Source organism: Salipiger sp. IMCC34102 (assembly GCF_004145405.1).
In the GTDB taxonomy this organism is placed as follows: Bacteria; Pseudomonadota; Alphaproteobacteria; order Rhodobacterales; family Rhodobacteraceae; genus Loktanella.
Genome location: NZ_SELQ01000002.1, coordinates 230188 through 253776, shown reverse-complemented (window position 1 = coordinate 253776; position 23589 = coordinate 230188). Strand labels below are relative to the sequence as shown.

Annotated in this window: 25 protein-coding genes; 15 read left to right on the top strand and 10 right to left on the bottom strand. The window is 66.6% G+C overall.

What is annotated here, in order from left to right; translation table 11 throughout:
- The first annotated feature begins 65 nt into the window (after positions 1–65).
- The 4 genes from purM to EU805_RS05490 all read left to right on the top strand — a co-directional run bounded on the left by purM (position 66) and on the right by EU805_RS05490 (position 3356).
- Positions 66–1106 (top strand): phosphoribosylformylglycinamidine cyclo-ligase, encoded by a 1041-nt coding sequence (gene purM, locus EU805_RS05505; RefSeq protein ID WP_129762956.1) that lies wholly within the window; start codon positions 66–68, stop codon positions 1104–1106.
- Entirely contained in the window at positions 1103–1699 is a 597-nt protein-coding gene (gene purN, locus EU805_RS05500) for a phosphoribosylglycinamide formyltransferase (protein ID WP_129762955.1), read from the top strand. The genes purM and purN overlap by 4 nt, the downstream gene beginning before the upstream one ends.
- Before the next feature lie 81 nt (positions 1700–1780).
- Positions 1781–2938 carry a ribonuclease D gene (rnd, locus tag EU805_RS05495; RefSeq protein WP_129762954.1) on the top strand — a complete coding sequence of 386 codons (1158 nt, stop codon included), beginning with the start codon at positions 1781–1783 and terminating at the stop codon, positions 2936–2938.
- Positions 2939–2951: 13 nt separating this feature from the next.
- Complete coding sequence (locus EU805_RS05490) at positions 2952–3356, top strand: SufE family protein (RefSeq protein WP_129762953.1); 405 nt, start codon at positions 2952–2954, stop codon at positions 3354–3356.
- Positions 3357–3460: 104 nt separating this feature from the next.
- Here EU805_RS05490 and EU805_RS05485 read toward each other — a convergent pair whose 3' ends face one another.
- The 3 genes from EU805_RS05485 to EU805_RS05480 form a co-directional block, all read right to left on the bottom strand.
- Entirely contained in the window at positions 3461–4087 is a 627-nt protein-coding gene (locus EU805_RS05485; RefSeq protein WP_129762952.1) for a DUF1638 domain-containing protein, read from the bottom strand.
- Positions 4084–4239 (bottom strand): hypothetical protein, encoded by a 156-nt coding sequence (locus EU805_RS17385; RefSeq protein ID WP_165351894.1) that lies wholly within the window; start codon positions 4237–4239, stop codon positions 4084–4086. The genes EU805_RS05485 and EU805_RS17385 overlap by 4 nt, the downstream gene beginning before the upstream one ends.
- Positions 4240–4317: 78 nt before the next feature.
- Positions 4318–5019 (bottom strand): B12-binding domain-containing protein, encoded by a 702-nt coding sequence (locus EU805_RS05480; protein ID WP_129762951.1) that lies wholly within the window; start codon positions 5017–5019, stop codon positions 4318–4320.
- Between the two features lie 144 nt (positions 5020–5163).
- Here EU805_RS05480 and EU805_RS05475 point away from each other — a divergent pair, with 144 nt between their 5' ends.
- Positions 5164–6243, top strand: coding sequence for a PA0069 family radical SAM protein (locus EU805_RS05475; RefSeq protein ID WP_129762950.1), 1080 nt, complete (start codon positions 5164–5166; stop codon positions 6241–6243).
- Between the two features lie 100 nt (positions 6244–6343).
- Here the strand turns inward: EU805_RS05475 and bmt are convergent, their stop codons facing one another.
- On the bottom strand, positions 6344–7357 hold the full coding sequence (gene bmt / locus EU805_RS05470) for a betaine--homocysteine S-methyltransferase (RefSeq protein ID WP_129762949.1): 1014 nt from the start codon (positions 7355–7357) through the stop codon (positions 6344–6346).
- Between the two features lie 144 nt (positions 7358–7501).
- Here bmt and purC point away from each other — a divergent pair, with 144 nt between their 5' ends.
- The 7 genes from purC to EU805_RS05435 all read left to right on the top strand — a co-directional run bounded on the left by purC (position 7502) and on the right by EU805_RS05435 (position 16227).
- Positions 7502–8263, top strand: a complete 762-nt coding sequence (gene purC, locus EU805_RS05465) for a phosphoribosylaminoimidazolesuccinocarboxamide synthase (RefSeq protein WP_129762948.1) — start codon at positions 7502–7504, stop codon at positions 8261–8263.
- 10 nt (positions 8264–8273) lie between these two features.
- The gene (gene purS / locus EU805_RS05460) at positions 8274–8504 is read left to right on the top strand and encodes a phosphoribosylformylglycinamidine synthase subunit PurS (protein WP_129762947.1); all 231 of its coding nucleotides are present in this window, start codon (positions 8274–8276) and stop codon (positions 8502–8504) included.
- The gene (locus EU805_RS05455; RefSeq protein WP_129762946.1) at positions 8504–9034 is read left to right on the top strand and encodes a hypothetical protein; all 531 of its coding nucleotides are present in this window, start codon (positions 8504–8506) and stop codon (positions 9032–9034) included. The genes purS and EU805_RS05455 overlap by 1 nt, the downstream gene beginning before the upstream one ends.
- A complete protein-coding gene (purQ, locus tag EU805_RS05450; protein ID WP_129762945.1) occupies positions 9031–9696 on the top strand; it encodes a phosphoribosylformylglycinamidine synthase subunit PurQ in 666 nt (221 codons plus the stop codon). Before EU805_RS05455 ends, purQ begins: the two co-directional genes overlap by 4 nt.
- Before the next feature lie 45 nt (positions 9697–9741).
- Positions 9742–11496 (top strand): ATP-binding protein, encoded by a 1755-nt coding sequence (locus EU805_RS05445; RefSeq protein WP_129762944.1) that lies wholly within the window; start codon positions 9742–9744, stop codon positions 11494–11496.
- Between the two features lie 10 nt (positions 11497–11506).
- On the top strand, positions 11507–12847 hold the full coding sequence (locus EU805_RS05440; protein ID WP_129762943.1) for a sigma-54 dependent transcriptional regulator: 1341 nt from the start codon (positions 11507–11509) through the stop codon (positions 12845–12847).
- 557 nt (positions 12848–13404) lie between these two features.
- Positions 13405–16227 (top strand): ribonuclease E/G, encoded by a 2823-nt coding sequence (locus EU805_RS05435; RefSeq protein WP_129762942.1) that lies wholly within the window; start codon positions 13405–13407, stop codon positions 16225–16227.
- Between the two features lie 200 nt (positions 16228–16427).
- Here EU805_RS05435 and EU805_RS05430 read toward each other — a convergent pair whose 3' ends face one another.
- Positions 16428–16655 (bottom strand): sulfurtransferase TusA family protein, encoded by a 228-nt coding sequence (locus tag EU805_RS05430; RefSeq protein ID WP_129762941.1) that lies wholly within the window; start codon positions 16653–16655, stop codon positions 16428–16430.
- A 92-nt stretch (positions 16656–16747) separates the two neighbouring features.
- Here EU805_RS05430 and EU805_RS05425 point away from each other — a divergent pair, with 92 nt between their 5' ends.
- Genes EU805_RS05425 through EU805_RS05415 form a run of 3 tightly spaced genes read left to right on the top strand, consistent with a single transcriptional unit; the run spans position 16748 to position 20166 of the window.
- Positions 16748–17503 carry a cytochrome c biogenesis CcdA family protein gene (locus EU805_RS05425; protein WP_129762940.1) on the top strand — a complete coding sequence of 252 codons (756 nt, stop codon included), beginning with the start codon at positions 16748–16750 and terminating at the stop codon, positions 17501–17503.
- 57 nt (positions 17504–17560) lie between these two features.
- The gene (locus EU805_RS05420) at positions 17561–18793 is read left to right on the top strand and encodes a hypothetical protein (RefSeq protein WP_129762939.1); all 1233 of its coding nucleotides are present in this window, start codon (positions 17561–17563) and stop codon (positions 18791–18793) included.
- Entirely contained in the window at positions 18790–20166 is a 1377-nt protein-coding gene (locus EU805_RS05415; protein WP_129762938.1) for a cytochrome P450, read from the top strand. The genes EU805_RS05420 and EU805_RS05415 overlap by 4 nt, the downstream gene beginning before the upstream one ends.
- A gap of 160 nt (positions 20167–20326) precedes the next feature.
- Here the strand turns inward: EU805_RS05415 and EU805_RS05410 are convergent, their stop codons facing one another.
- From EU805_RS05410 to EU805_RS05390, 5 genes are all read right to left on the bottom strand, one after another.
- Positions 20327–20626 (bottom strand): ribbon-helix-helix domain-containing protein, encoded by a 300-nt coding sequence (locus EU805_RS05410; protein WP_129762937.1) that lies wholly within the window; start codon positions 20624–20626, stop codon positions 20327–20329.
- On the bottom strand, positions 20623–20802 hold the full coding sequence (locus EU805_RS05405; protein ID WP_129762936.1) for a DUF4169 family protein: 180 nt from the start codon (positions 20800–20802) through the stop codon (positions 20623–20625). The genes EU805_RS05410 and EU805_RS05405 overlap by 4 nt, the downstream gene beginning before the upstream one ends.
- An 86-nt stretch (positions 20803–20888) precedes the next feature.
- Positions 20889–22280, bottom strand: a complete 1392-nt coding sequence (gene fumC, locus EU805_RS05400; protein ID WP_129762935.1) for a class II fumarate hydratase — start codon at positions 22278–22280, stop codon at positions 20889–20891.
- A gap of 57 nt (positions 22281–22337) precedes the next feature.
- Entirely contained in the window at positions 22338–22805 is a 468-nt protein-coding gene (locus EU805_RS05395) for an SspB family protein (RefSeq protein WP_129762934.1), read from the bottom strand.
- Positions 22806–22867: 62 nt separating this feature from the next.
- On the bottom strand, positions 22868–23509 hold the full coding sequence (locus EU805_RS05390) for a DUF1194 domain-containing protein (RefSeq protein WP_129762933.1): 642 nt from the start codon (positions 23507–23509) through the stop codon (positions 22868–22870).
- Between the last annotated feature and the right edge of the window lie 80 nt (positions 23510–23589).

Genomic DNA, 23589 nt, shown 5'->3' with positions numbered 1-23589 from the left:
GCGTCCGTTGCACAGGCGCGCGGGACGGGCTAAGGCGCGGTGGTCAATCGGATCGGGGGCGGGACATGACGAAGAACGGGCTGACCTACGCGCAGGCGGGTGTCGACATCGACGCGGGCAACGCCTTGATCGAGCGGATCAAGCCTGCGGCCAAGCGCACGCAGCGTCCCGGCACGATGGCGGGACTGGGAGGCTTCGGCGCGCTCTTCGATCTCAAGGGTGCGGGCTACGAGGATCCGATCCTGGTCGCCGCGACCGACGGTGTCGGCACCAAGCTGCGGATCGCCATCGACACCGGCGAGGTGGACACCATCGGCATCGACCTCGTCGCGATGTGCGTCAACGACCTCGTCTGCCAAGGCGCGGAACCGCTGTTCTTCCTCGACTACTTCGCCACCGGCGCGCTGGAGCTCGACAGCGCCACCCGGATCATCGAGGGCATCGCCCGCGGCTGCGAGCTGTCGGGTTGCGCGCTGATCGGCGGTGAGACGGCAGAGATGCCGGGGATGTACGCGGGCGGCGATTTCGACCTCGCGGGCTTTGCGGTCGGTGCGATGGAGCGCGGCACGGATTTGCCCGCGGGTGTCGTCGAAGGCTCCGTCCTGCTGGGGCTGGAAAGCGACGGTGTGCATTCCAACGGCTATTCGCTGGTGCGCCGGATCGTTGATCACGCAGGCCTTTCGTGGTCCGACGACAGCCCCTTCGGCGGGGGCACCCTCGGTCGTGCCTTGCTGGCCCCCACGCGGCTTTACGTGAAGCCCGCCCTGGCCGCGATCCGCGCGGGCGGCGTCCAGGCGCTGGCGCATATCACCGGCGGCGGCCTGACAGAGAACCTGCCCCGCGTCCTGCCCGATGGCCTGGGGGCGCGGATCGACCTGCAAAGCTGGGCGTTGCCGCCGGTCTTCGAATGGCTGTCGCGCACCGGCGGGCTCGACACCGCGGAGATGCTCAAGACCTTCAACGCGGGCATCGGCATGGTGCTGGTGGTCGAAGCCGACCGGGCCGAGGCACTTACGGCGGTCCTGTCGGACGCAGGCGAGCGGGTGCACCGGCTGGGGACCGTCACGACCGAACCCGGGGTGAACTACGACGGATCGCTTTCGTGACACGCACGGCGCTGCTGATCTCGGGCGGCGGGTCCAACATGGTGGCGCTCGCCCGGGACATGACGGGCGATCACCCCGCACGTCCGGCGCTCGTTTTGTCGAACGTGCCGCAGGCGGGGGGCCTGCTGAAGGCCAGCGCTCTGCGCATCCCCACCGCGGTCGTCGACCACCGCGACTACGCCGACCGTGCGGGTTTCGAGGCGGCCTTGCAGGCAGAGCTTGAAGCCGCACGCATCGAATTCGTCTGCCTGGCGGGCTTCATGCGGATCCTCACCCCGGCGTTCACTGATCAGTGGCGCGGGCGGATGCTGAACATCCACCCCTCGCTCTTGCCCAAATACAAGGGGCTTCACACCCACGCCCGCGCGATCGAGGCTGGCGACACCGAACACGGCGCAAGCGTGCATGCCGTCACCTCGGAACTCGATGGCGGGCCGGTGCTGGGGCAGGCGCGGATCACGATCCGGCCCGACGACACCCCACAGACCCTGGCCGCGCGGCTGCTGCCGCTGGAACACCGCCTCTACCCCGCGGTGCTGCGGCAGATCCTCGCCGGCGACGGCACTCGGATCGAGATCGACGCGCGGGACTGACGCGCTTTCCAACCCGGGCCCGATCCCCTATCAAGCGCTCAGGACACCGACGGCGCCGCGCGCCGCTGAACGCGAGGGCCCATGCAGACCATCACGACCACCGAAGATCTTGCCGCCTTCTGCAGCCGCGCCGCCCGCTGCGACTACGTCACCGTCGACACCGAGTTCCTGCGGGAACGCACCTATTATTCCAAGCTTTGCCTCATCCAGCTGGCCTACCGCGACGCGGAGGGCGCGGATGCCGTGCTGGTCGACCCGCTGGACGGCGATCTGTCGCTGGAGCCGCTCTACGACCTCTTCCGCGATCCGGGCGTGGTCAAGGTATTCCACGCCGCCCGGCAGGACCTGGAAATCTTCTGGGTCGATGCGCAACTCATCCCACATCCCCTGTTCGACACGCAGGTGGCGGCGATGGTCTGCGGCTACGGCGACCAGGTGGGTTACGAGACGCTGGTGCGCAAGATCGCGAAATCCGGTCTCGACAAGTCGAGCCGCTTCACCGACTGGTCGCGCCGCCCGCTGACGGAGGCACAGAAGACCTATGCCCTGGGGGACGTCACCTATCTGCGCGACATCTACGAAGTCCTCTCGGAACGGCTGCGCAGCACCGGCCGCCAAAAGTGGGTGACCGAGGAGATGGCGGTGCTGGAGGATCCCGCGACCTACCAGACCGACCCGGCGGAGGCCTGGCGCAGGGTCAAGACGCGGACCACCTCCGGCCGGTTCCTGGCGATCGTGCGCGAGTTGGCCCGCTTCCGAGAGAACTTCGCGCAGACCCGCGACATGCCGCGCAACCGGGTGTTCAAGGACGACGCGCTGGTGGAACTGGCCGCGGCGAAACCCGCTTCGGAAAAGGACCTCGGCCGGTCGCGCCTGCTGCAGCGCGAAGCGCGGCGTGGCGACATCGCCGCGGGCATCATCGAGGCGGTGAAGGCGGGCCTTGCCGTGCCGCAGGACAAGCTGCCGAAGCCTGACGGCACGCTGGAAAAGCTTCAGGTCAATCCCGCCATCGCCGACATGCTGCGCGTGCTGCTGAAGGCCAAGTCGGAGGAGAAGGACGTGGCGCAGAAGCTGATCGCATCTTCCGCGGACCTCGACCGGCTGGCGGCGGGCGAACGCGACGTCGCCGCGCTCAAGGGGTGGCGCAACGAGGTCTTCGGCCGTGACGCGGTTCTTCTGACCGAAGGCCGGGTGGCCCTGGCCGTCGATGGCGCTACCGTCGTTACCGTCCCCCGCTAAGCCTGGAGCCTCCATGCCCACCGCCGCCTTCGAAGACCTGGTCGAGACCTTCGAGTTCCTCGACGACTGGGAAGACCGCTATCGCCACGTGATCGAGATGGGCAAGGCCATGCCGCCGATCGAAGATGCGCTGAAGGTGCCCGCGACCAAGGTCGACGGCTGCGCAAGCCAGGTCTGGCTGGTGCCGGCCCCCGAGGGCTCGACCTACCATTTCCGCGGCGACAGCGACGCGATGATCGTGCGTGGCCTGATCGCCGTGCTGGGGGCGCTTTACGACGGTATCCCGCGACAGGAGGTCCTCGAGATCGACGCGCGTCACCAGCTGGAACGGCTGGGCCTCAACGATCACCTGTCCGCGCAGCGATCCAACGGGCTGCGCGCCATGGTCGAACGGATCAGGCAGACGGCAGAGGGGTAGGGGGCTCTGCCCCCGTCCTTCGGACTCCCCCGGAGTTTATCCGGCCAGATGAAAGCTGGACGCGCGTTTACGCTTGCCAGTTGATCTGGGATCGTGGACCGCGCTCAGATCCGGGCCAGTTCTGTGGCGAGCTCGCCGTAGCCGGTCGGTCGATGCTCGAAGGCGAGGCCCATGCGGGTCGCGATGGCCCGGGCCGCCTCGACCAGTTCGGGGGCCTCTGTCTGGGACAGGTAGACCAGCGTTTCGTAATGGCCGAAGTACATGTCCAGCAGTTGCGGATGGCGGTCGAGGCCGAGCGGTTTCCACACGAAGGCATCGAATTGCCGCGTGAGGAAATCGGTGAGGTAGAAGGCCGTGATCTCGTCGGCGTGGGCGGCGAAGCGTTCGGTGCCTTCGAAGAAGCTGTAGCAATGCGGGCCGGGGATCATCCGGACGCCCAACTCGTCGCAGGCCGCGCGGAGTTGTCCGCCGGTCCCGCAATCGGCGTAGGCCACGAAGATCGTGGCGTAGCGGTCGCGGGCGCGGTCGACGGCGGCGCGGACACCGGGCACGATCCGTTCGGGGTGGTTGTGCCAGATCGCGGGAAGACACTGCAGGTCGATGTGGTCCCAGCCGTTGAGCCGCTTGAGGGCGACGATCTCGTGCGCAAGGGCACCGCAGGCGATGACGAGGCAGCGTCCGGCCCCGGTCGGGGCAAGCCCGTCCCGCGTCAGACCGCTGTCGGATATCATTGCTGGCGGCGAATCAACACGCTGAGGACAAGGGCAACGGTCGAGAGGGCGGGCAGCAGGGCCAAGCCCACGGACGCGCTTGCCATCCAGATCGTCAGGGCGGACAGAAGCAGGACGACGGCGATCAATGCGATGAAATTACGGGTCGGCATAAGGCAGCTCCGTCAGGACACCCCCAGCATAGAGAGCGCGGCTTCGGACGTCCAGTCAAACCGAAGCCGCGACGGGTCTCAATTGGCCGTGGCCTGGTTGTGCTTGCGGGCCATGAAGGTCTTCGCGGTCTCCACCGCGACGGCCGCGTCGCGGCAGTAGGCGTCCGCCCCGATGGCACGGCCGAATTCCTCGTTCAGCGGGGCACCGCCCACGAGAACGATGTAGTCGTCGCGCAGGCCCTTCTCGACCATGGTGTCGATGACTACCTTCATGTAGGGCATCGTCGTCGTCAGCAGCGCGGACATGCCGAGGATATCCGGCGTCTCGGTCTCGAGCGCCTCGATGTAGCCTTCAACGGCATTGTTGATGCCCAGATCGACGACCTCGAAGCCCGCACCTTCCATCATCATGCCGACGAGGTTCTTGCCGATGTCGTGGATGTCGCCCTTCACGGTGCCGATCACCATCTTGCCCACGCGAGGCGCGCCGGTTTCGGCCAGCAGCGGCTTGAGGATCGCCATGCCGCCCTTCATCGCGTTGGCGGCCAGCAGAACCTCGGGGACGAAGAGGATCCCGTCGCGGAAATCTGCGCCGACGATGGTCATGCCGCCGACCAGCGCCTCGGTCAGGATCTTGTAGGGGGCCCAGCCACGCTCCAACAGGATCTGAACGCCTTCCTCGATCTCCTCCTTCATGCCGTCGTAGAGATCGTCGAACATCTGCGCGACGAGATCCTCATCGTTAAGTTCGGCCAGTATGATGTCTTCGTCATCGGACATGGGCGTGGTCCTTTCGGCATGTGTCTGACCAGTTTCACGAAATGATATGGGCAGGCCCGGGCGGTGTCACGCGACGTTTTGCGACATAGTGCGATCCTGCGGCGACCTCTTGTCAATGTTCACCATCCGTTCTACCGTTGAGCAATGCAAAACGAAGCTCCACCGTCCTTCCGTGCGCCCGGCCGCGCGGCGCTGACGAATCCCGACAACCGGTTCGACCGGGTGCACGTCGAGGCCGTCGACGACGGCTGGGCGCGGGAGGAGGAACTGACGGTCCTGCGCACCGAAGTCAGCGAAGAAGTGCCGCGGCGCGTCATCACCCGCAACACCTCCCCGGATGTCGGTTTCGATCGATCGATCAATCCCTACCGCGGCTGCGAACATGGTTGCATCTATTGCTTTGCGCGCCCGAGCCACGCCTACCTCGGCCTGTCGCCGGGGCTGGATTTCGAAACGCGGCTGATCGCGCGCCCCGATGCGCCGAACCTGCTGTGGCGCGAATTGCGGGCCAAGGGCTACGTGCCGAAGGTCATCGCGATCGGCACCAACACGGATCCCTACCAGCCCATCGAACGCGACCGGCGGATCATGCGCGGGATCCTGAAGGTCCTGGCGGAGTTCGAGCATCCCGTGGGCATCGTCACCAAGGGGGCGATGATTACCCGCGACATCGACATCCTGGGCCCGATGGCCGCGAAGGGGCTGGTGCGGGTGGGCATTTCCGTCACGACGCTGGACCCCGCGACCGCGCGTGCCATGGAACCCCGGGTGCCGTCGCCAGCCGCGCGCCTGCGGGCGATCCGCGCGCTGACCGACGCGGGCGTGGACGTACGCGTCATGGTGTCCCCCATCGTGCCGGCGCTTACCGATCACGAGGTCGAGACGATCCTGGCCCGCGCGGCCGAGGCGGGGGCGGTCGCGGCCTCCGCCATCGTCCTGAGGTTGCCGCGCGAGGTCGCGGGTTTGTTCGAGGACTGGGTGCGCGAGACCTATCCCGACCGCGCTGCCCGGATCATGGCGCGGGTGCGCGAATTGCACGGCGGCAAGACCTACGATCCCGAATGGGGGCAACGGATGACCGGGCAGGGGGAATGGGCGCGGCTGACGAAGCAACGCTTCGACCTGGCTGCCCGAAAGCTGGGACTGAAGCGGGACCTGCCACCGTTGCGGTGCGATCTATTCAAGGTGCCGCCGGCGCCCGGGGATCAGCTGGCGCTTTTCTGAAGATAAGGAGGGGGCTCTGCCCCCGCGCCTGCCGCGCTCCCCCGGAGTTTATCCGGCCAGATGAAGGATCCGGACGACGGGGGTTGCGCATTCGCCGGGGTCAGCCGCGGCGGCGGCCCCGGCGGGCGGTGCGGGTGGGGGCATTGCCATCGGTGCCGTCGCTTTCGGAGGAGAAATCGCCCAAGGCGGCGGTGATCTGCTCCAGCGTCGGGCGGTCGCCCTTGGGACGCGTTTCCAGCGCCTCGCGCATGGCCGCGAGATGCTCCGGCGTGGTGCCGCAGCAGCCGCCGATGATCCGCGCGCCGCAATTGCGTGCGAGTTCGGCGTAATCGGCCATGAGTTCCGGCGTGCCGTCGTAGTGAATATGGCCGTCGTGATACTTCGGGATACCCGCATTGCCCTTGGAAATCAGCGGCTGGCCGGGATCGGCCTCCTCCATCCCGAGGATCGTGCGCAGAAGGTCGGACGCGCCGGTGCCGCAGTTCGCGCCGAAGGCCAGCGGCTGGTAGCCCAGCTTGCCCACGTGGTTCACCATGTCCTTGCTGGTCACGCCCATCATCGTGCGGCCCGCGGTGTCGAAGCTCATGGTGCCGCACCAGGGCATGTCCGCCAGGCGGAAGGCCTCGGCGGCGGCCTTGTATTCCTCGAAAGCCGAGATCGTCTCGACCCAGAGCACGTCGGCACCGCCGGCCTTCAGGCCCTCGGCCTGCTCGTGAAACATCTCGACCGCGGACTCGTGGGTCAGCGTGCCCATGGGCGCCATGATGTCGCCGGTGGGACCGACCGAGCCTGCCACCACGACAGGACGACCCGCCTTGTCGGCCACGGCGCGGCCCAGTTCGGCGGCCGCCTTGTTCAGCTCGAACACGCGGGACTGCGCGTCGTGCAGCTTCAACCGGCTCGCGTTGCCGCCGAAACTGTTGGTCAGGAAAAGGTCAGAGCCCGCGTCCACCGCGTCCTGGTAGAGCTTCGTGATCCGGTCGGGATGGTCGATGTTCCACATTTCCGGCGCGTCGCCCGAGGACAATCCCATGTTGAAGAGGTTGGTCCCCGTGGCGCCATCCGCCAGGATCCAGTCGCGGGAAGACAGCATGTCGACGAGTGCTGTGGTCATCTTTGGCATCCTTGCAAGAGTTTGCAGCCTTCTAGACCCGCACCCGCCCGTGCGCAACGGCGAGGCGCTTGCCGCCCGGGCACCTTCGTCGTAAGAGGCGCAGGAGGCGGGCATCCATGTCCGCGCAAAAGATCGGGGCATCCCATGGCACGTCGCAAGCTGGTCTACGAAGGCAAGGCCAAGATCCTTTACGAAGGACCCGAACCGGGCACCTTCGTGCAGTACTTCAAGGATGACGCGACCGCCGGCAACGGCGCCAAGAAGGACGTCATCGAAGGCAAGGGCGTGCTCAACAACCGCCTGTCGGAATTCTTCATGACCGGGTTGCAGAACATCGGCATTCCGACGCACTTCATCCGCCGTCTGAACATGCGCGAACAGCTCATTCGCCAAGTCGAGATCATTCCCCTGGAGATCATCGTGCGCAACTTCGCCGCGGGCTCAATGGCCAAGCGGCTCGGCATGGAGGAGGGCGCCGCCCTGCCGCGCCCGATCGTCGAGTTCAGCCTCAAGGACGACAAGCTGGGCGATCCGCTCGTGCCCGAGGAATACATCATCGCCTTCGGCTGGGCCTCGCAGGCGGACATGGACGATATCGTGGCCATGGCGTTGCGGGTGAACGACTTCATGTCCGGCGTCATGCACGGCGTGGGCATCAAGCTGGTCGACTTCAAGATCGAGGTCGGCCGGATCTGGGACAACGACTACATGCGGCTCGTCGTCGCCGACGAGATCAGCCCCGACAGCTGCCGGCTTTGGGACATCGAAAGCGGCCAGAAGCTGGACAAGGACGTGTTCCGCCAGGATCTGGGTTCGCTCTCGGACGCCTACACGGAAGTCGCGCGACGCCTGGGCGTGCTGCCCAGCAATGTCACCCATCGCCCCAAGCCCACGCTGATCAACTGAGGAGAGACCGATGAAGGCCACTGTCCACGTCATGCTCAAGGACGGCGTTCTCGACCCGCAGGGAGAGGCGATCCGCCACGCGCTCGGGGCGCTGGGATTCGACGGGGTGGACGGTGTCCGGCAGGGCAAGGTGATCGAACTGGATCTCGCAGACGGTACGGACGAGGCGCGGGTGCGCGAGATGTGCGAGAAGCTTCTGGCGAACACGGTGATCGAGTCCTACAGGATCGACCTGTCCTGATGCGCATCGCCATCGACATGGACGAGGTCCTGGCGGACGCCCACGCGGGTCAGCGCAGGCTCTACCGCGACCTCGGCTTCGATCCGACGGACGAGGATCTGCGCGGCTGCGAGCTGCGCGACAAGGCCCCGGCGGAGATGGCCGCCGAGGTCGAACGCCGTCTGCATACGGGGCTGTTCTTCGCCGACCTCGACCCGGTGCCGGGGGCGCAGGACGCGCTGCGGCGGCTACGGGCCGAGCACGACGTATTCGTGGCCTCCGCCGCGATGGAATATCCCGCCTCCTGCGTGCACAAGGTGGCCTGGATGGAACGGCATTTCCCCGATTTCCCGATCTCGAACCTCGTCTTCTGCGGCGACAAGAGCATCCTGCGGGCCGATGTGCTGATCGACGACCACGCGCACCATTTCGAAGGGTTCGCAGGCAAGGGCCTGCTCTTTTCCGCCCTGCACAATCACGGGCACGACTGGCCCGACCGCCTGGCGCATTGGGACGATTGCGACGTCCGTCTGGGGGAGATTTCCGCATGAAGGCCGCCGTTCTCGTCTTTCCCGGGTCGAATTGCGACCGCGACATGGCCGTGGCGCTGCGCGAAGCGGGCGCCGACGTGCGCATGGTCTGGCACAAGGACGCCGAGATCGGCGATGTCGACCTGGTCGCGGTTCCGGGCGGATTCTCCTTCGGGGATTACCTGCGCTGCGGGGCGATCGCCGCGAACTCGCCGGTCTGCGCCGCCCTCAAGGCCCACGTGGAGCGGGGCGGTTACGCGCTGGGAGTCTGCAACGGATTTCAGGTCCTGTGCGAGACGGGTCTTCTGCCCGGCGCCCTGATGCGCAACGCGGGCCTGACCTTCGTATGCAAATCGACGCCGCTTCGGGTCGTGACCGCGGACTGTGTCTTCACCGAAGGCTATGGCGCGGACACGGTCGTCAGCCTTCCGGTGGCGCATCACGACGGGAATTACTTCGCCGATGCACAGACGCTGGCGCAGTTGCGCGACGAGGACCGCATCGCCTTCGCCTATGGCGCGAACTTCAACGGCAGCCAGAACGATATCGCCGGCATCTTGTCGCAGAACCGCCGGGTGCTGGGCATGATGCCCCATCCCGAGCGTGCGGTCGACCCGGCGACGGGCAGCGATGCGGGCCGCGCGGTCTTCACGGGGCTTGTGCGGCAACTCGCTGACGCCTGAGTGGCGCGCTTGGCAAGGCCGCTGCGCCGACCTATCGTTCGGCGGATGTCGAAACGACCCGCTCATAAGGCCCGGACCGTGCTGTCCCGCTGGCGCTTGCGCCTGGCCGTGCTGGCCCTGTGTCTTCTGGGGGCGGCCACGATCTATGTCACCAACATCCTGCTGACGGAACGCTTCACCGAATCCACTCGCAACCGGGCGGAGGTGCGCCTGACGCTTTACGTCGCCAACCTGATGGCCGAGCTGCAGCGCAATGCCATCGTCCCGCAGCTTCTGTCGCGCGACCCGGCCCTGATCGGGGCCTTGCGCGAAGGGGATTTCTCGCTTTCAACCCAGCGGCTTCTGTCCTACGTGGACGAGATCGAGGCCGCCTCGCTCATGCTGCTGGACAGTGACGGCCGCGTCGTGGCGGCGACCGACCGCAACCGCTTGGGTGAAAGCTTTCGCGGCACGCCGCAATTCGTGAACGCGGTGCGGTCGAACTCAACGATCTTCACCCGGGGCCAGACGCCACAGGGCGGGTCGTCCTTCGTCTACTCCAGGCGGCTGACGGACAGCGCCACGACGCTGGGCGTCATCCTGGTGGCCGTGGACCTTGCCCGGATCGAGCGCGGCTGGGCCGGCGTGTCGGACGCGGTCTACGTGACCGACAGCGAGGGGACGATCATCCTGTCGACCGAACCGCGCTGGCGCGGCCAGGCCGAGGAGGACGCGCTCGCCCTCGAACCGCCGTCCAGTGCCATCGACCGCGCCTTGCGTGCGACCGAGATCTGGAACGATTTCCCCATCGACGCCTATTTCCGTGGCGAGGCCGTGATGCGTCGCGACCAGCGGGTGCCGTTCCAGGGCTGGCGCATGGTCAGTTTCACCAGCTATTCGTCGGTGCGCGAACGGGTCAACGGCGTCCTGGCGCTTGAGGTCATGGGCTTCGCCATCCTGCTTGCGCTGCTGTTCTGGTTTTCGTCCCGCCGGTCCGCCACGCGGGTCGCTGCCTTCGAGCGCGAATCCGCGGACCTGCGCAAGCTCAACGCGGCTCTCCAGCGCGAGATCGCGGCGCGCAAGGCGATGGAGCGCAACCTGCAGGTTGCCGAACAGACGGTGGAGCAGACCTCGAAGCTGGCCGCCTTGGGGGAGATGTCGGCCGCCGTCAGCCACGAGCTGAACCAGCCGCTCGCCGCCATGAAGACCTATCTCGCGGGCGCACGGCTCTTGTTGCAACGCAAGCGCCCGGACGAGACGCTGGCCTCGTTCCAGCGCATCGACGACCTGATCGACCGCATGGGCGCGATCACCCGGCAGTTGAAATCCTACGCCCGCAAGGGTTCCGACGCCTTCGAGCCGGTGGACGCGCGTGCGGCCGTCTCGTCGGCGCTCGCGATGATGGAACCGCAGTTGAAGACCCGCGAGGTCGAGATTACGCGCACGCTGCCCAGCGAACCCGCGCTGATCCACGGCGACCGGCTGCGGCTGGAACAGGTGATCATCAATCTGCTGCGCAACGCGCTCGACGCGACCAAGACGGCCACCCATCCGCGCATCGACGTGATCCTGGCGCTCGGCGACACGGTCACGCTGACCGTCCGCGACAACGGCACCGGGATCGAGGACCTGACGGAACTCTTCGAACCCTTCTACACGACCAAACAACCGGGAGACGGCGTCGGACTGGGGCTTGCGATCTCGTCAGGGATCGTGAACGACCTAGGTGGTCGCATGACCGCGCGGAACGGGGCAGGCGGCGGGGCTGTCTTCGAAGTCCAGCTTCCCTTGCTGAAGTCCGATCTGCGCGCCGCTGAATAGGAAGACCAAAATGAGCAAAGCGATGAAGATCGCCATCGTCGACGACGAAAAGGACATGCGCCAGTCCATCGGCCAGTGGCTGGCCCTCTCGGGGTTCGAGACCGAGACCTACGCCGGTGCGGAAGAGGCGCTGAAGGCGCTCTCGCCCGATTTTGGCGGGATCGTGGTCACGGACGTGAAGATGCCCGGCATGGACGGGATGCAATTCCTCAAGAAGCTGCGCGGGGTGGACTCCGCACTGCCCGTCATCATGATCACCGGCCACGGCGACGTGCCCATGGCCGTCGAGGCGATGCGCGTAGGGGCCTTCGACTTTCTCGAAAAGCCGTTCAATCCAGATCGGATGACCGAGCTTGCCAAGAAGGCCTGCAACGCACGCCGCCTGACGCTCGACAACCGGGCGTTGCGTCGTGAACTGTCAGACGGCACGTCGCTGATGAAGAAGCTGATCGGGTCGTCCAACCCGATGGAGCGGCTCAAGGAGGACATCCTCGACCTGGGCCAGGCGGACGGTCACGTGCTGATCGAAGGCGAGACCGGCACCGGCAAGACGCTCGTGGCCCATGCGCTGCACGCGGTTGGCGCACGCGCGTCGAAGAAGTTCGTCCTCGTCTCCTGCTCGGCTCTGGACGAAGACTCCTTGACCCGCCGCCTTTTCGGGCCCGCCGACGATTCCGATCCCGTCCCGGCCATCGAGGAAGCCCGCGGCGGCACCCTCGTTCTGGAGGACGTCGAGGCGTTGAGCGCGGCCCAGCAATCGCGGCTTCTGACCGCGCTCAACGACCAGGGCACGCCCGCCGAGACGCGAATCGTCGCGATCTGCAACCTGCAGGAACAGGACAAGACCTGCGAAAGCGTGCTGCGGCCCGACCTCTACTACCGGATCTCGGCGATGCGGATCGTCGTTCCGCCCCTGCGGCAACGCGGCGAGGATATCCTGACACTCTTCACCCATTACTCCGAGCAATTCTCGGACGAATACGGCTGCGACGCGCCCCAGGTCAGCGCCCAGGAGGCCGCACAACTCCTACAGGCCCCTTGGCCCGGCAACGTGCGGCAACTCATCAACGTGGCCGAACGGGCGGTTCTGCAGAACCGCCGCGGCTCTGGTTCGATCGCGTCGCTGCTGATGACCGACGGCGAGGAAGACGACCAGATGCGTCCCGCGATGACGACCGAGGGCAAGCCGCTCAAGGAATTCGTCGAAGCCTTCGAGCGGATGCTGATCGACAACACCATGCGCCGCCACAAGGGATCCATCGTCGCCGTGATGGAGGAACTCTGCCTGCCACGCCGGACCCTGAACGAGAAGATGGCGAAGTATCAACTTCAGCGGTCGGACTATATCTGATCCTGTGACCCTGGCCCCGGCGTCCCGCCGGGGCAGGGGCTTAGCCCACGCCTTGATGCGCCCGCGCGCCGGGCGCGTGAGCCAGCCGCAATCCCGCAACCGATACGAACACCCCGGGCACCGCTGACGATATCAGGCGCCAGCACGGTCAGCCTTGTGGCGCCCGACCGGTCGACCCACGACATTTTGTCGTTGTCATGGAACCTATCACTGGATTAGGTAGGAACTACGGTCCGTTGCCAAGACGCTTTGCGCAAAGGTCCGGTGAGATTTCAGGCCCGCCCCGGAAAGGGGTGACCGGGCCGCCCCGAATTGGTCCGCACGCCGGACCGGTAAATCGCCCTGGTCGGTTGCGAAGACAGGACCGGGCACCCGAACGGGCCCTTGCAAAAAGGGTCGGAGACAAACCGCGATGCAACGCGCAGACAGTCACAAGCTTCAGCAGGCAACCCCGAGGGGTTGCATGAAGCGTGTCGCGCGGCTCGCCCTTTACAGACACGACCCAGACCCTGCCGCACCCCCCGGGTGCCCCAGGCGCTGTCGTGCGAATGGATACCATGGCCAAGAAAATGCTGATCGACGCCACGCACGCGGAAGAAACCCGCGTCGTTGTGGTGGATGGAAACAAAGTCGAGGAATTTGATTTCGAAAGCCAGTTCAAGCGTCAGCTTGCCGGCAACATCTACCTTGCAAAGGTCACCCGGGTCGAACCGTCGCTGCAGGCGGCCTTCGTCGACTACGGCGGGAATCGCCACGGGTTCCTCGCCTTCTCGGAAATTCACCCCGACTACTACCAGATCCCCATCGCCGACCGTCAGGCCCTGATGGAGGAAGAGCGCGCCTACGCCGAAAGCCTCAAAGCCGCCGACGAGGAAGAGGACCAGAAACCCAACCGCCGCCGGTCCCGCCGCACCAAGGCAGAGGACGCAGCCGACACCGATGCCACGACCTCCGAGAAGGTCTCCGGCATGGAGACCATCGACCTCGACGAGAACGGGAACGGTGACGCGGCAAAAGCCGACGGCGACACGCACGCCGCCGAGGACGATCATCACGACGACGAGGACGACGCGCCCGATGCCTCCGAAAAGGACGACAGCATCGAACGGGTCGCCGACGACGACACCGACGAGGTGCGCCCGGTCCGCAAGCCCCGCCCCAAGCGCTACAAGATCCAGGAGGTCATCAAGGTCCGCCAGATCCTGCTGATCCAGGTCGTCAAGGAAGAGCGCGGCAACAAGGGCGCGGCCCTGACCACATACCTCAGCCTTGCAGGTCGTTACTGCGTGCTGATGCCCAATACCGCGCGCGGCGGCGGCATCAGCCGCAAGATCACCAACGCGGCCGACCGCAAGAAGCTCAAGCAGATCGCCGGAGAGATGGAGGTGCCCGACGGCGCCGGCCTGATCATCCGCACCGCCGGCAGCCAGCGCAGCCGGACCGAGATCAAGCGCGACTACGAGTACCTGCAGCGCATGTGGGAGCAGATCCGCGAGCTGACGCTGAAGTCGGTCGCGCCCGCCAAGATCTACGAGGAAGGCGACCTCATCAAGCGCACGATCCGCGATCTCTATTCCAAGGAGATCGACGAGGTCATCGTCGCGGGCCAGCAGGGCTATCGCACGGCCAAGGACTTCATGAAGATGATCATGCCGTCCCACGCCAAGAACGTGAAGCACTACGCCGAGCAGATGCCGCTTTACGCGCGCTACCAGGTGGAAAGCTACCTGGGCGGCATGTTCAACCCGACGGTGCAACTGCCCTCGGGCGGCTACATCGTGATCGGCATCACCGAGGCGCTGGTCGCCATCGACGTGAACTCCGGCCGGGCCACCAAGGAAGGCTCGATCGAGCAGACGGCGCTGAAGACCAACCTGGAGGCCGCCGACGAGGTGGCCCGCCAGTTGCGCCTGCGCGACCTCGCGGGGCTGATCGTGATCGACTTCATCGACATGGACGAACGTCGCAACAACGCGGCCGTCGAGAAGCGCTTCAAGGACAAGCTCAAGAACGACCGGGCGCGCATCCAGGTGGGCCGCATCTCGGGCTTCGGCCTTTTAGAGATGTCGCGTCAGCGCCTGCGTCCCGGCATGCTGGAAGCGACGACGCAGCCTTGCCCGCATTGTCACGGCACCGGTCTTCTGCGGTCCGACGACAACGTCGCGCTCAACATCATCCGCCAGTTGGAGGAAGAGGGCGTCCGCGGGCGCACGAAGGAGGTGCTGGTCCGCGCACCGGCCTCCATCGCGAACTTCCTGATGAACGCCAAGCGCGAACATGTGGCCGCGGTGGAAGCGCGCTACGGCATGGCCGTGCGGGTGGAATGCGATCTTAAGCTGGTTTCGCCTGAATTCGCCCTCGACAAGTTCAAGCAGGCCACCCGCGTGGTCCCGGAAGCCGGTGCCTTCGTGCAGGCCGATGCCGCGCTGATGCAGGATCTCGACGAGGACGATACGGATATCGTCGAGGAGACCCCGGAAGAGGACGAAGCGCCGGACACGGCCAACACCGGCGACGACACAAGGTCGTCCGCGCCGGGATCCGAGGATGGCGAAGGTCAGCCCAAGAAGAAGCGGCGCCGCCGGCGCCGGCGGCGGGGCGGCCGCTCGGACGAGAACGGGTCGGACGGATCGCAGGACGACACGGCATCCGACGACACCGCGTCGCGCGACGGGTCGGAGGAGACGCCCGCCGCGGCCCGCGACAGCAGGTCCGACGACGCGCCGGAGACGCCGGCCGAGCTTGCGGAAGCTGTGACCGAGGAGCCGAAGCCCCGCCGCAGCCGGTCGCGGCGCAAGAAGGCCGACGCCCCGGCGGAGGCGGCGACCGAGGACACAGCGACCCCTGCGGCTGACGCGGCCGAGGCGACGGATACCGCCGAAGCGAAGGCCGAGGAGGCGCCCAAGAAGCGCACCCGCAGCCGCCGCAAGAAGACCGAGGACTCCCCCAAGGAGGTCGAGGGCGAATTTGCGCCCCAGCCGGAAGCCGCGGAAGGCGAGGTGGAGACATCTAAGCCCAAGCGTCGCAGCCGCGCCCGGAAACCGGCGGCCCCGGCCGAGGAAACGCCGGTTGCCGACACGCCCGTGGCACCCGCGTCGACCGCGACCGAGGAAAGCGCTCCCGCAGCCGGATCCCCTGAGGAGGCGCCCGCCGCCGCGTCAGCGGACGAGGCACTTGGCACCCCCGTTCCGACCCCGGCCACCGAAGCCCCCGAGCCCGCGCCGGCCGAGGCCGCGCCGGAGGTGAAGGCGGTCACCGAGGTGCCGGAGGTCTCGAAGGGTGAGGACACCTCCACCACGGGACAGACCGAGGAAGCCGAAGACACCGACGAGGGTGAAGCGAAGCCCCGCAAACGCGGCTGGTGGTCGCTGGGCCGCTGAGGCCCGGCTACGCTGAAACGAATGAAGAGGGCGTGCCGCAGGTGCGCCCTTTTTCTTATGGCGGAGGAGAATTCGAGCCGAAGCAATCGTTGAAAAGGCTTCGCCTTCGCGCGGATCGCGGAAACGCGGTTCGGTCGGCGTCAACCGGGACCACCCGGACGCGAGGCCTTTCGTGCGGATCGGACCGTCGCGCGGCGCGTTCAGCCCTTGCGGATCAGGTAGGTCTGGACACCACCGCTCTCGCCGCTCGATACAAGCGTATGACCGGCCTCGGCGCAGAAATGCGGCACGTCGACGACCGCCGCGGGATCGTCCGCCTGCATGCGCAGCACCTGTCCAGGGGCCAGCGCTTGCAACCGCTTGCGCGCCTTCAGGACGGGCAGGGGGCACAAAAGCCCGGTGGCATCAAGATCGGCATCATGGTCCATCCCAGCGGCGTAATCCGCGGCGTCGAACTTGTAAACGCCGACGTGACGGGGCAGGGCGTGACCTCCCCCCGGCACCCTGCTAGGCAAGCGCCATGATCGAGTCCGCCACCTTGATGGATGCCAGCCTGTTGCCCGCGATGCTGATCGCGCTGGCCGCGGGCGTGTTGTCGTTCCTCAGCCCCTGCGTGCTGCCGATCGTCCCGCCTTACCTTGCCTTCATGGGTGGGGTGACGGTGACCGAGATGGATCAGGCCGGCGCCGCCCGCCGCAAGGTGCTTGTGGCGGCGGTAATGTTCGTGCTGGGTCTGTCGACGGTATTTTTGTTGCTGGGCATGGCGTTCTCCTCGATGGGGCGGCTCCTGCTGCAGTGGCAGGGCTGGTTCGTGCCGATCTCGGGTGCGGTGGTCATGCTGTTCGGGGCGCATTTCATCGGGGTCTTCCGCCTGGGGTTCCTCGACCGCGAAGCCCGGATCGAGGCCGGGGACCGCGGCGGCAGTGCCCTCGGGGCCTACGTGCTGGGGCTGGCCTTCGCCTTCGGCTGGACGCCCTGCCTGGGCCCGATCCTGGGCACGATACTCAGCCTCGCCGCGACCGAGGCGAGCCTGACCCGCGGATCGGTCCTGCTGGCAGTCTACGCGCTTGGGCTGGGCATTCCCTTCCTCGCGGTCGCGGCGTTCTTCCCGCGGCTCAAGGGCGTCATGGCATGGATGAAGCGGCACATGGCGCGGATCGAGCGGATCTCGGGCCTGCTGCTCTGGACCGTCGGGCTGATGATGGTCACGGGCCAGTTCACCGCCTTCAGCTTCTGGCTTCTGGAACGCTTTCCCGCCCTCGCGGCGGTCGGCTAGGGGCTTAATTTCGCCCCGCCCCCGTGCCAAGGTGACGCAAACAGCGACGGGCAAGCTATGGCAGAGGATCAGGGGCAGGTGCGCAGACGCCGGGTGTTCTACATCCCCGGCTACGATCCCATCCATCCGCGTCGCTACCGGGAACTCTACCGCACCGAAAGCGCGGCGCAGGGGCGGATCAGCGGCTTCGAGATCGCCCTCTCCCCCAAGACGGGCGGCCAGACCTATGGCTGGCAGGTCGCGGCAGAGATCGAGGGCGCGCGGGTCGAGACCCGGATCGACGTGCTGGTCTGGTCCGACATCGTGCGCGACAGCATGTCGAACTCGATCCCCGCGACCTACGCGCACCTTGTCCGCACCGCCTGGACCTATATCGGCAGCGGCGCGCTGAGGCGGCTCATGCGCCTGCGCAAGGGCCCGGTGATCGCGGCGCTCTACCCGGTTGGCATGCTCTTGCTGCAACTGGTTGTGGCGCTGGGTCTGGGCGCGCTCGCGGGCTGGGCGCTCGCCACGTTAGCGGGACTGGGGACGCCACTGGTGTTGTCCGGCACGGTCGGCCTTGTCGTGGGTGTCGCTGTCGCAGTGGGCATTCTGCGCTGGTTCAAGCGCAAGGACGGCAAGGTCTACGCCTATTACCTGATGCACGACTACGCCTATTCCGCCCGCTGGAAAGGCGCCAACCCGCCGCCGCTGGAGGCGCGGATGGCGCAGTTCGCCGATATCATCGCTGAAGCCCTTGCAGAGGACGTGGACGAGGTGCTGGTGGTCGGCCATTCCTCCGGCGCGCATCTGGGCGTGTCGATCCTGTCGGATCTGATCCGCGCGGGCCGCCTGCCGCAGGACGGCCCGGTCCTGTCATTCCTGACCTTGGGCCAGGTCGTGCCCATGGTCAGCTTCCTGCCGCGGGCGGAGCGGTTGCGGCGCGACCTGGCCTATCTTTCAGCGCAGGACGTCACTTGGGTCGACGTGACCGCGCCGGGCGACGGCTGCGCCTTCGCGCTTTGCGACCCGGTGGCCGTCAGCGGTGTCGCGCCCAAGGACCAACGCTGGCCGCTTGTGATCTCGGCGGCCTTTACCCAGACCCTGTCGCCCGCGCGCTGGAAGGAGTTGCGGTGGAAGTTTTTCCGATTGCACTTCCAGTACCTCTGCGCGTTCGACCGGCCCGGGGATTACGATTACTTCCGCATCACCGCTGGCCCCGCGACGCTTGGCGCGCGCTTCGCGGGCCGCGCGCCCTCGAAATCGCGGATCGTCAAACCCGTCTCCAAGTTCACCTCGGTTGCGGCGTGACCCATCCCGTCAAGCCCGACAGCCGTCCCGACAAGGTCTCGCTTTGGCGTTACGCGAAGCTCTTTCGCGCCGACATCCTCTCGGCCCAGCCGGCAAAGCTCTACCGCGCCTGGATGGCCGAGTTCCGCACACCGTTCTTTCGCAGCTACATGGTCAACGATCCCGCACTGGTCGACCTCGTCCTGCGCGAGCGCCCCGATGACTTCCCGAAATCCGACCGCATCGGCGCGGGGCTGCGGCCGCTGCTGGGCAATTCGGTCTTCCTGACGAACGGCGAAACCTGGAAACGGCAGCGCCGCATCATCGACCCCGCCTTCGCCGGCGGGCGGCTGCGGGACGTCTTTCCCGCCATCGTCGATGCGGGGGATCGCGCCGTGGACCGCCTTGGACCGCTGGCCACGGGCGCCCCCGTCGACGTCGAGCCCGAGACGAGCCATGCCGCAGCCGATGTCATTTTCCGCACGCTTTTCTCGCTGCCGATCGAGGATCGCGTGGCGGCGGAGGTCTTCGACGCCTTCCGCGACTACCAGCGCAGTCAGCCGATCCTGAACCTTGCGGCCTTCCTGCCCGGGCTGTCCCGGCTGCCGCGGTTCTTCCGGCGCGAGACGCGCGCGACCGCGCGGCGGATCCGCGCGCTGATCGGTGACCTCACGCAGGCGCGGCTGGAGGCGATCGCAAGCGGGGTTGCCCCGGACGATCTTGCGACCAAGATCATGACCACCGCCGATCCCGAGACCGGCCAGACCTTCGATGCCGAGGAGATGGTCGACCAGGTCGCGATCTTCTTTCTCGCAGGGCACGAAACCTCTGCCGCGGCGTTGGCTTGGACGCTCTATCTGCTCGCCCAGGCGCCGGACTGGCAGGAGCGGGTCATCGCGGAGGCGCTGGCCTGGGACGGCAGTTTCGCGGGCCTCTCGACGTTGAAGGTGACGCGCGACGTCTTCCGCGAATCGCTGCGGCTCTACCCGCCCGTTCCGATGATGGTGCGGGAGACGACGCGGCCCGAGGTGTTCCGCGATCGCGCCGTCCGGCCCGGTGGGCAGGTGGTGCTGTCACCCTGGCACCTTCACCGCCATGCGCGAATCTGGAACGACCCCGACGGCTTCGACCCCGCGCGCTGGCAGCGAGCCGAGGAGAAGGACCAGCAACGACAGGCCTACATGCCGTTCTCCGCCGGACCGCGCGTTTGCACCGGTGCGGGCTTTGCGATGATCGAAGGAGTCGTGTTGCTGGCGAAACTGCTCAAGCAATACCGCTTCGATCTGGTCGAGGACCGGATTCCCGTTCCCGTGGCCCATCTGACCGTACGCAGCCGGTCGGGGCTTTTCCTATCCATCCGACGGCACGCTTTGTCTGACCCTGCGACCACCTGACCGAGGCAGTGCCAAGAGTTCAAAAATCCAATCATCATCCACGGCCCGACCCCGCCCGAGGGTGGGCAAACGACGAGGACTTACGATGCCCTTCAACAGTGCGACTGCTCTCAATCTGCTGCGATGGATCAAGCGGAGGTTGAACCCGGAGCCAGGTCTCCTATCGGTCGGTCCCGAAGTCCTCTACCGGGGACGGCGGTCGGTCGGATGACCCGGCGTCCTCCACCCGGTCCAGAAGGTCTGCCAGGACCGCCACCCGGATGGCGGAGGCGAGGCCCACGTCCCCCCGGCGCACGTCGATCTGAGCGGCCAGCGCATTCAGCGCAAGGTTCCGCCGCGCGGCCAGTGCGCGGAACGCCGTCCAGAACTCCGCTTCGAGAGAGACGCTGGTGCGATGCCCGCGCAGGCTGAGCGAATGCTTGACCGGCCGACCGGCGGGGACCGGCGGAACTTGCGTCATTCCTCGAACTTGGAATCATCGAGGGATTTACGCGCGCGTTCGGCCTGCGTGGCTTCCAGCAGACGTTGCGCTTTCGTGCGCCCATGCCGAACCGCGTTTGCGTCCGCCTCGGCCTTGGCCTCGGCCCGGTCGCGTTTCTTGCGCACCTGATTGAGCGAGATGACTTTCGACGTCATGCCGTGAACTTTCCTTGGCTGCGAGGGGACGGGGACGGCCCGCGCGCAGGCGTCGCGGGCCGGGAAAATAGCAGAGAGCCCTGGATTTACCTGGGGCCGATCATGTCCTCGGGGCGCACGACACGTTCGAAGGTTTCCTCGTCGACGAAGCCCAGAGCGATGGCTTCCTGCTTCAGCGTGGTGCCGTTCTTGTGCGCGGTCTTCGCCACCGTGGTCGCGTTGTCGTAACCGATCTCGGGCGCGAGGGCCGTCACCAGCATCAGGGATTCGCGCATCAGGCGCTCGATCCGGTCGCGGTCGGCGCGGATGCCCAAAACGCAGTTGTCGGTGAAGGCCACGGCCGAATCGCCCAGAAGCTGCATGGATTGCAGCACGTTATAGGCCATCATGGGCTTCATCACGTTCAGCTCGAAATGACCCTGGCTGCCCGCGAAGCCCACGGCGGCGTCGTTGCCCATGACGTGGGCGCAGACCTGGGTGATCGCCTCGACCTGGGTGGGGTTCACCTTGCCCGGCATGATCGAGGAGCCCGGTTCGTTCTCGGGCAGCATCAGCTCTCCCAACCCGCAGCGGGGGCCGGAGCCCAGCATCCGGATGTCGCAGGCGATCTTGTAGATGGACGCCGCGACGCCACGCAGGGCGCTCGACATCTCGACCAGCGCGTCGTGGGCAGCCAGCGCCTCGAACTTGTTGGGGGCCGTGACGAAGGGCAGGCCGGTGATCTCGGCGATCTCGCGAGCCACGGTCTCGCCCCAACCCTTCGGCGTGTTGAGGCCCGTGCCAACGGCGGTGCCGCCTTGCGCGAGCTCGTAGATGGCGGGCAGCGCCGCCTTCACCCGGCGAATGCCCATCGCGACCTGATGCACGTAGCCCGAAAATTCCTGACCCAGCGTCAGCGGTGTCGCGTCCATCGTGTGGGTGCGGCCGATCTTGATGATGTCCTCGAACTCGGCCTGCTTGGCCTCCAGCGCGGTGTGCAGATGCTCCAGCCCCGGCAACAGCACGTCGTGCGCGGTGCGCGCCACGGCGATGTGCATCGCCGTGGGGAAGGTGTCGTTCGACGATTGACCCATGTTGCAGTGATCGTTGGGATGCACCGGCGTCTTCGAGCCGATCTCCCCGCCCATGATCTCGATCGCGCGATTCGAGATGACCTCGTTGGCGTTCATGTTCGACTGGGTGCCCGACCCGGTCTGCCAGACCACCAGCGGGAAGTGATCGTCGAGCTTGCCGGCGACGACCTCTTTCGCCGCCTCGATCATGGCGTCTGCCTTGTCCTGGTCCAGCTTGCCGCGTGCGGCATTGGCCTGCGCGCAGGCCTGCTTGATGACACCCAGGGCACGGACGATGGCGACCGGCTGCTTTTCCCAGCCGATGGGGAAGTTCTGCAGCGACCGTTGGGTCTGCGCACCCCAATAGCGGGAGGTGTCAACCTCGATGGGTCCGAAGCTGTCTGATTCGGTGCGGGTGTCGGTCATGGCAGGGCTCCTCTTCGATTGGCCCTTGCTAGCCCGACCGGCCCCGCGCTTCAAACCCTACTTGCGGAACTTGTCCAGGCTCACGACCTCGGCGTCCTTGCGCGGCGCCTCCTCTGGCTCGGCGTCTTCGGCCATGGGCGCATCCGCGATCTCGTCCTCGTCGTCGGTCTCCTGCGTCTCGAACCGCAGGCCGAATTCGACGGAGGGATCGGCGAAGGTCGTGATCGCGTCATAGGGGATGTAGAGCGGTTCGGGCACGTTGCCGAAGGACAGGGTCACGGCAAAGCCTTCGTCGCCCACGTCGAGGTTCTGGAACCAGTGCTGCATGATGATCGTCATCTCGCCCGGGTAGCGGTCGGAGAGGTGATCGGCCATCTCGACATCCGGATGCAGCGTGTCGAAGGTGATGATAAAACGGTGCTCGCCGGGCATTTCGCCCGTCTTCTGAATGCCTTGCAGCACTTCGCGGATCAGGGTCCGCATCGCACGGTGCATCAGGCTGCCATAGTCGATGTGCTGGGCCATCGTGGATCCTTAGGTCGATTTCCCTCTACCTTACCGCATTCCCCCCCGAGCGAAAGGGGGCCTTAGCCCATCACCTGCGCCAGTTCGCGCAGGATCTTGGCCCGGATCGCGCGCGGATAGTCGCGATGCATCCGCGCCGTCACGACGAAACCGTCGCGGGTGATGACGCGGTTGCGGTAGAAATTCGTGACCGCGACCCCCATCAGTTCGATCGCGATGGCGTTCACGGTGATGCCGTCGCGCTCGGCCCGGGCGCGCGCCGTGGCCACGTTGCCGCCCGTGTTCGGCGTCCCGTCGCCCGAGACATCGATGACCCGCCGGGCACAATCCAGGACCGGCGCGAAATTGTTCAGCGAGAAGAGCAGCGCATCCGCCGGGGCCGTGCCGGACAGGACGAAGGCACGCTCCTGCCTTCGGGCCCGCTCGGAAAGACGGGCCACATCGGCGGCGCTGCGTACGCGTGTCCACGGAATGGTGACGGCCTGCTCGGCCAGTCCCGACCATTGCACGACGGAGATCGCCGATTGCCCGCGCACCAAGGCGTCCACGATATCGGGATCGTTCAGCGCATCGGCAAGTCCGTCGACCTGCAGGTGATACTCCGCCCCGTCGACCGAGTTGCTGACGTCGACCGTCAGCATCAGGGCGGTCTCGCAGGCGAGGGCGGGCAGGGGCAGGAAAGACAGGATCAACGCGCGCAACATGTCCCCAGTCTGCCGCAGCATCGGTGCGCGTTGATAGCCCGGATGCCGTTGATTTGACTTTTGCAAGTCAGTGCACAGAT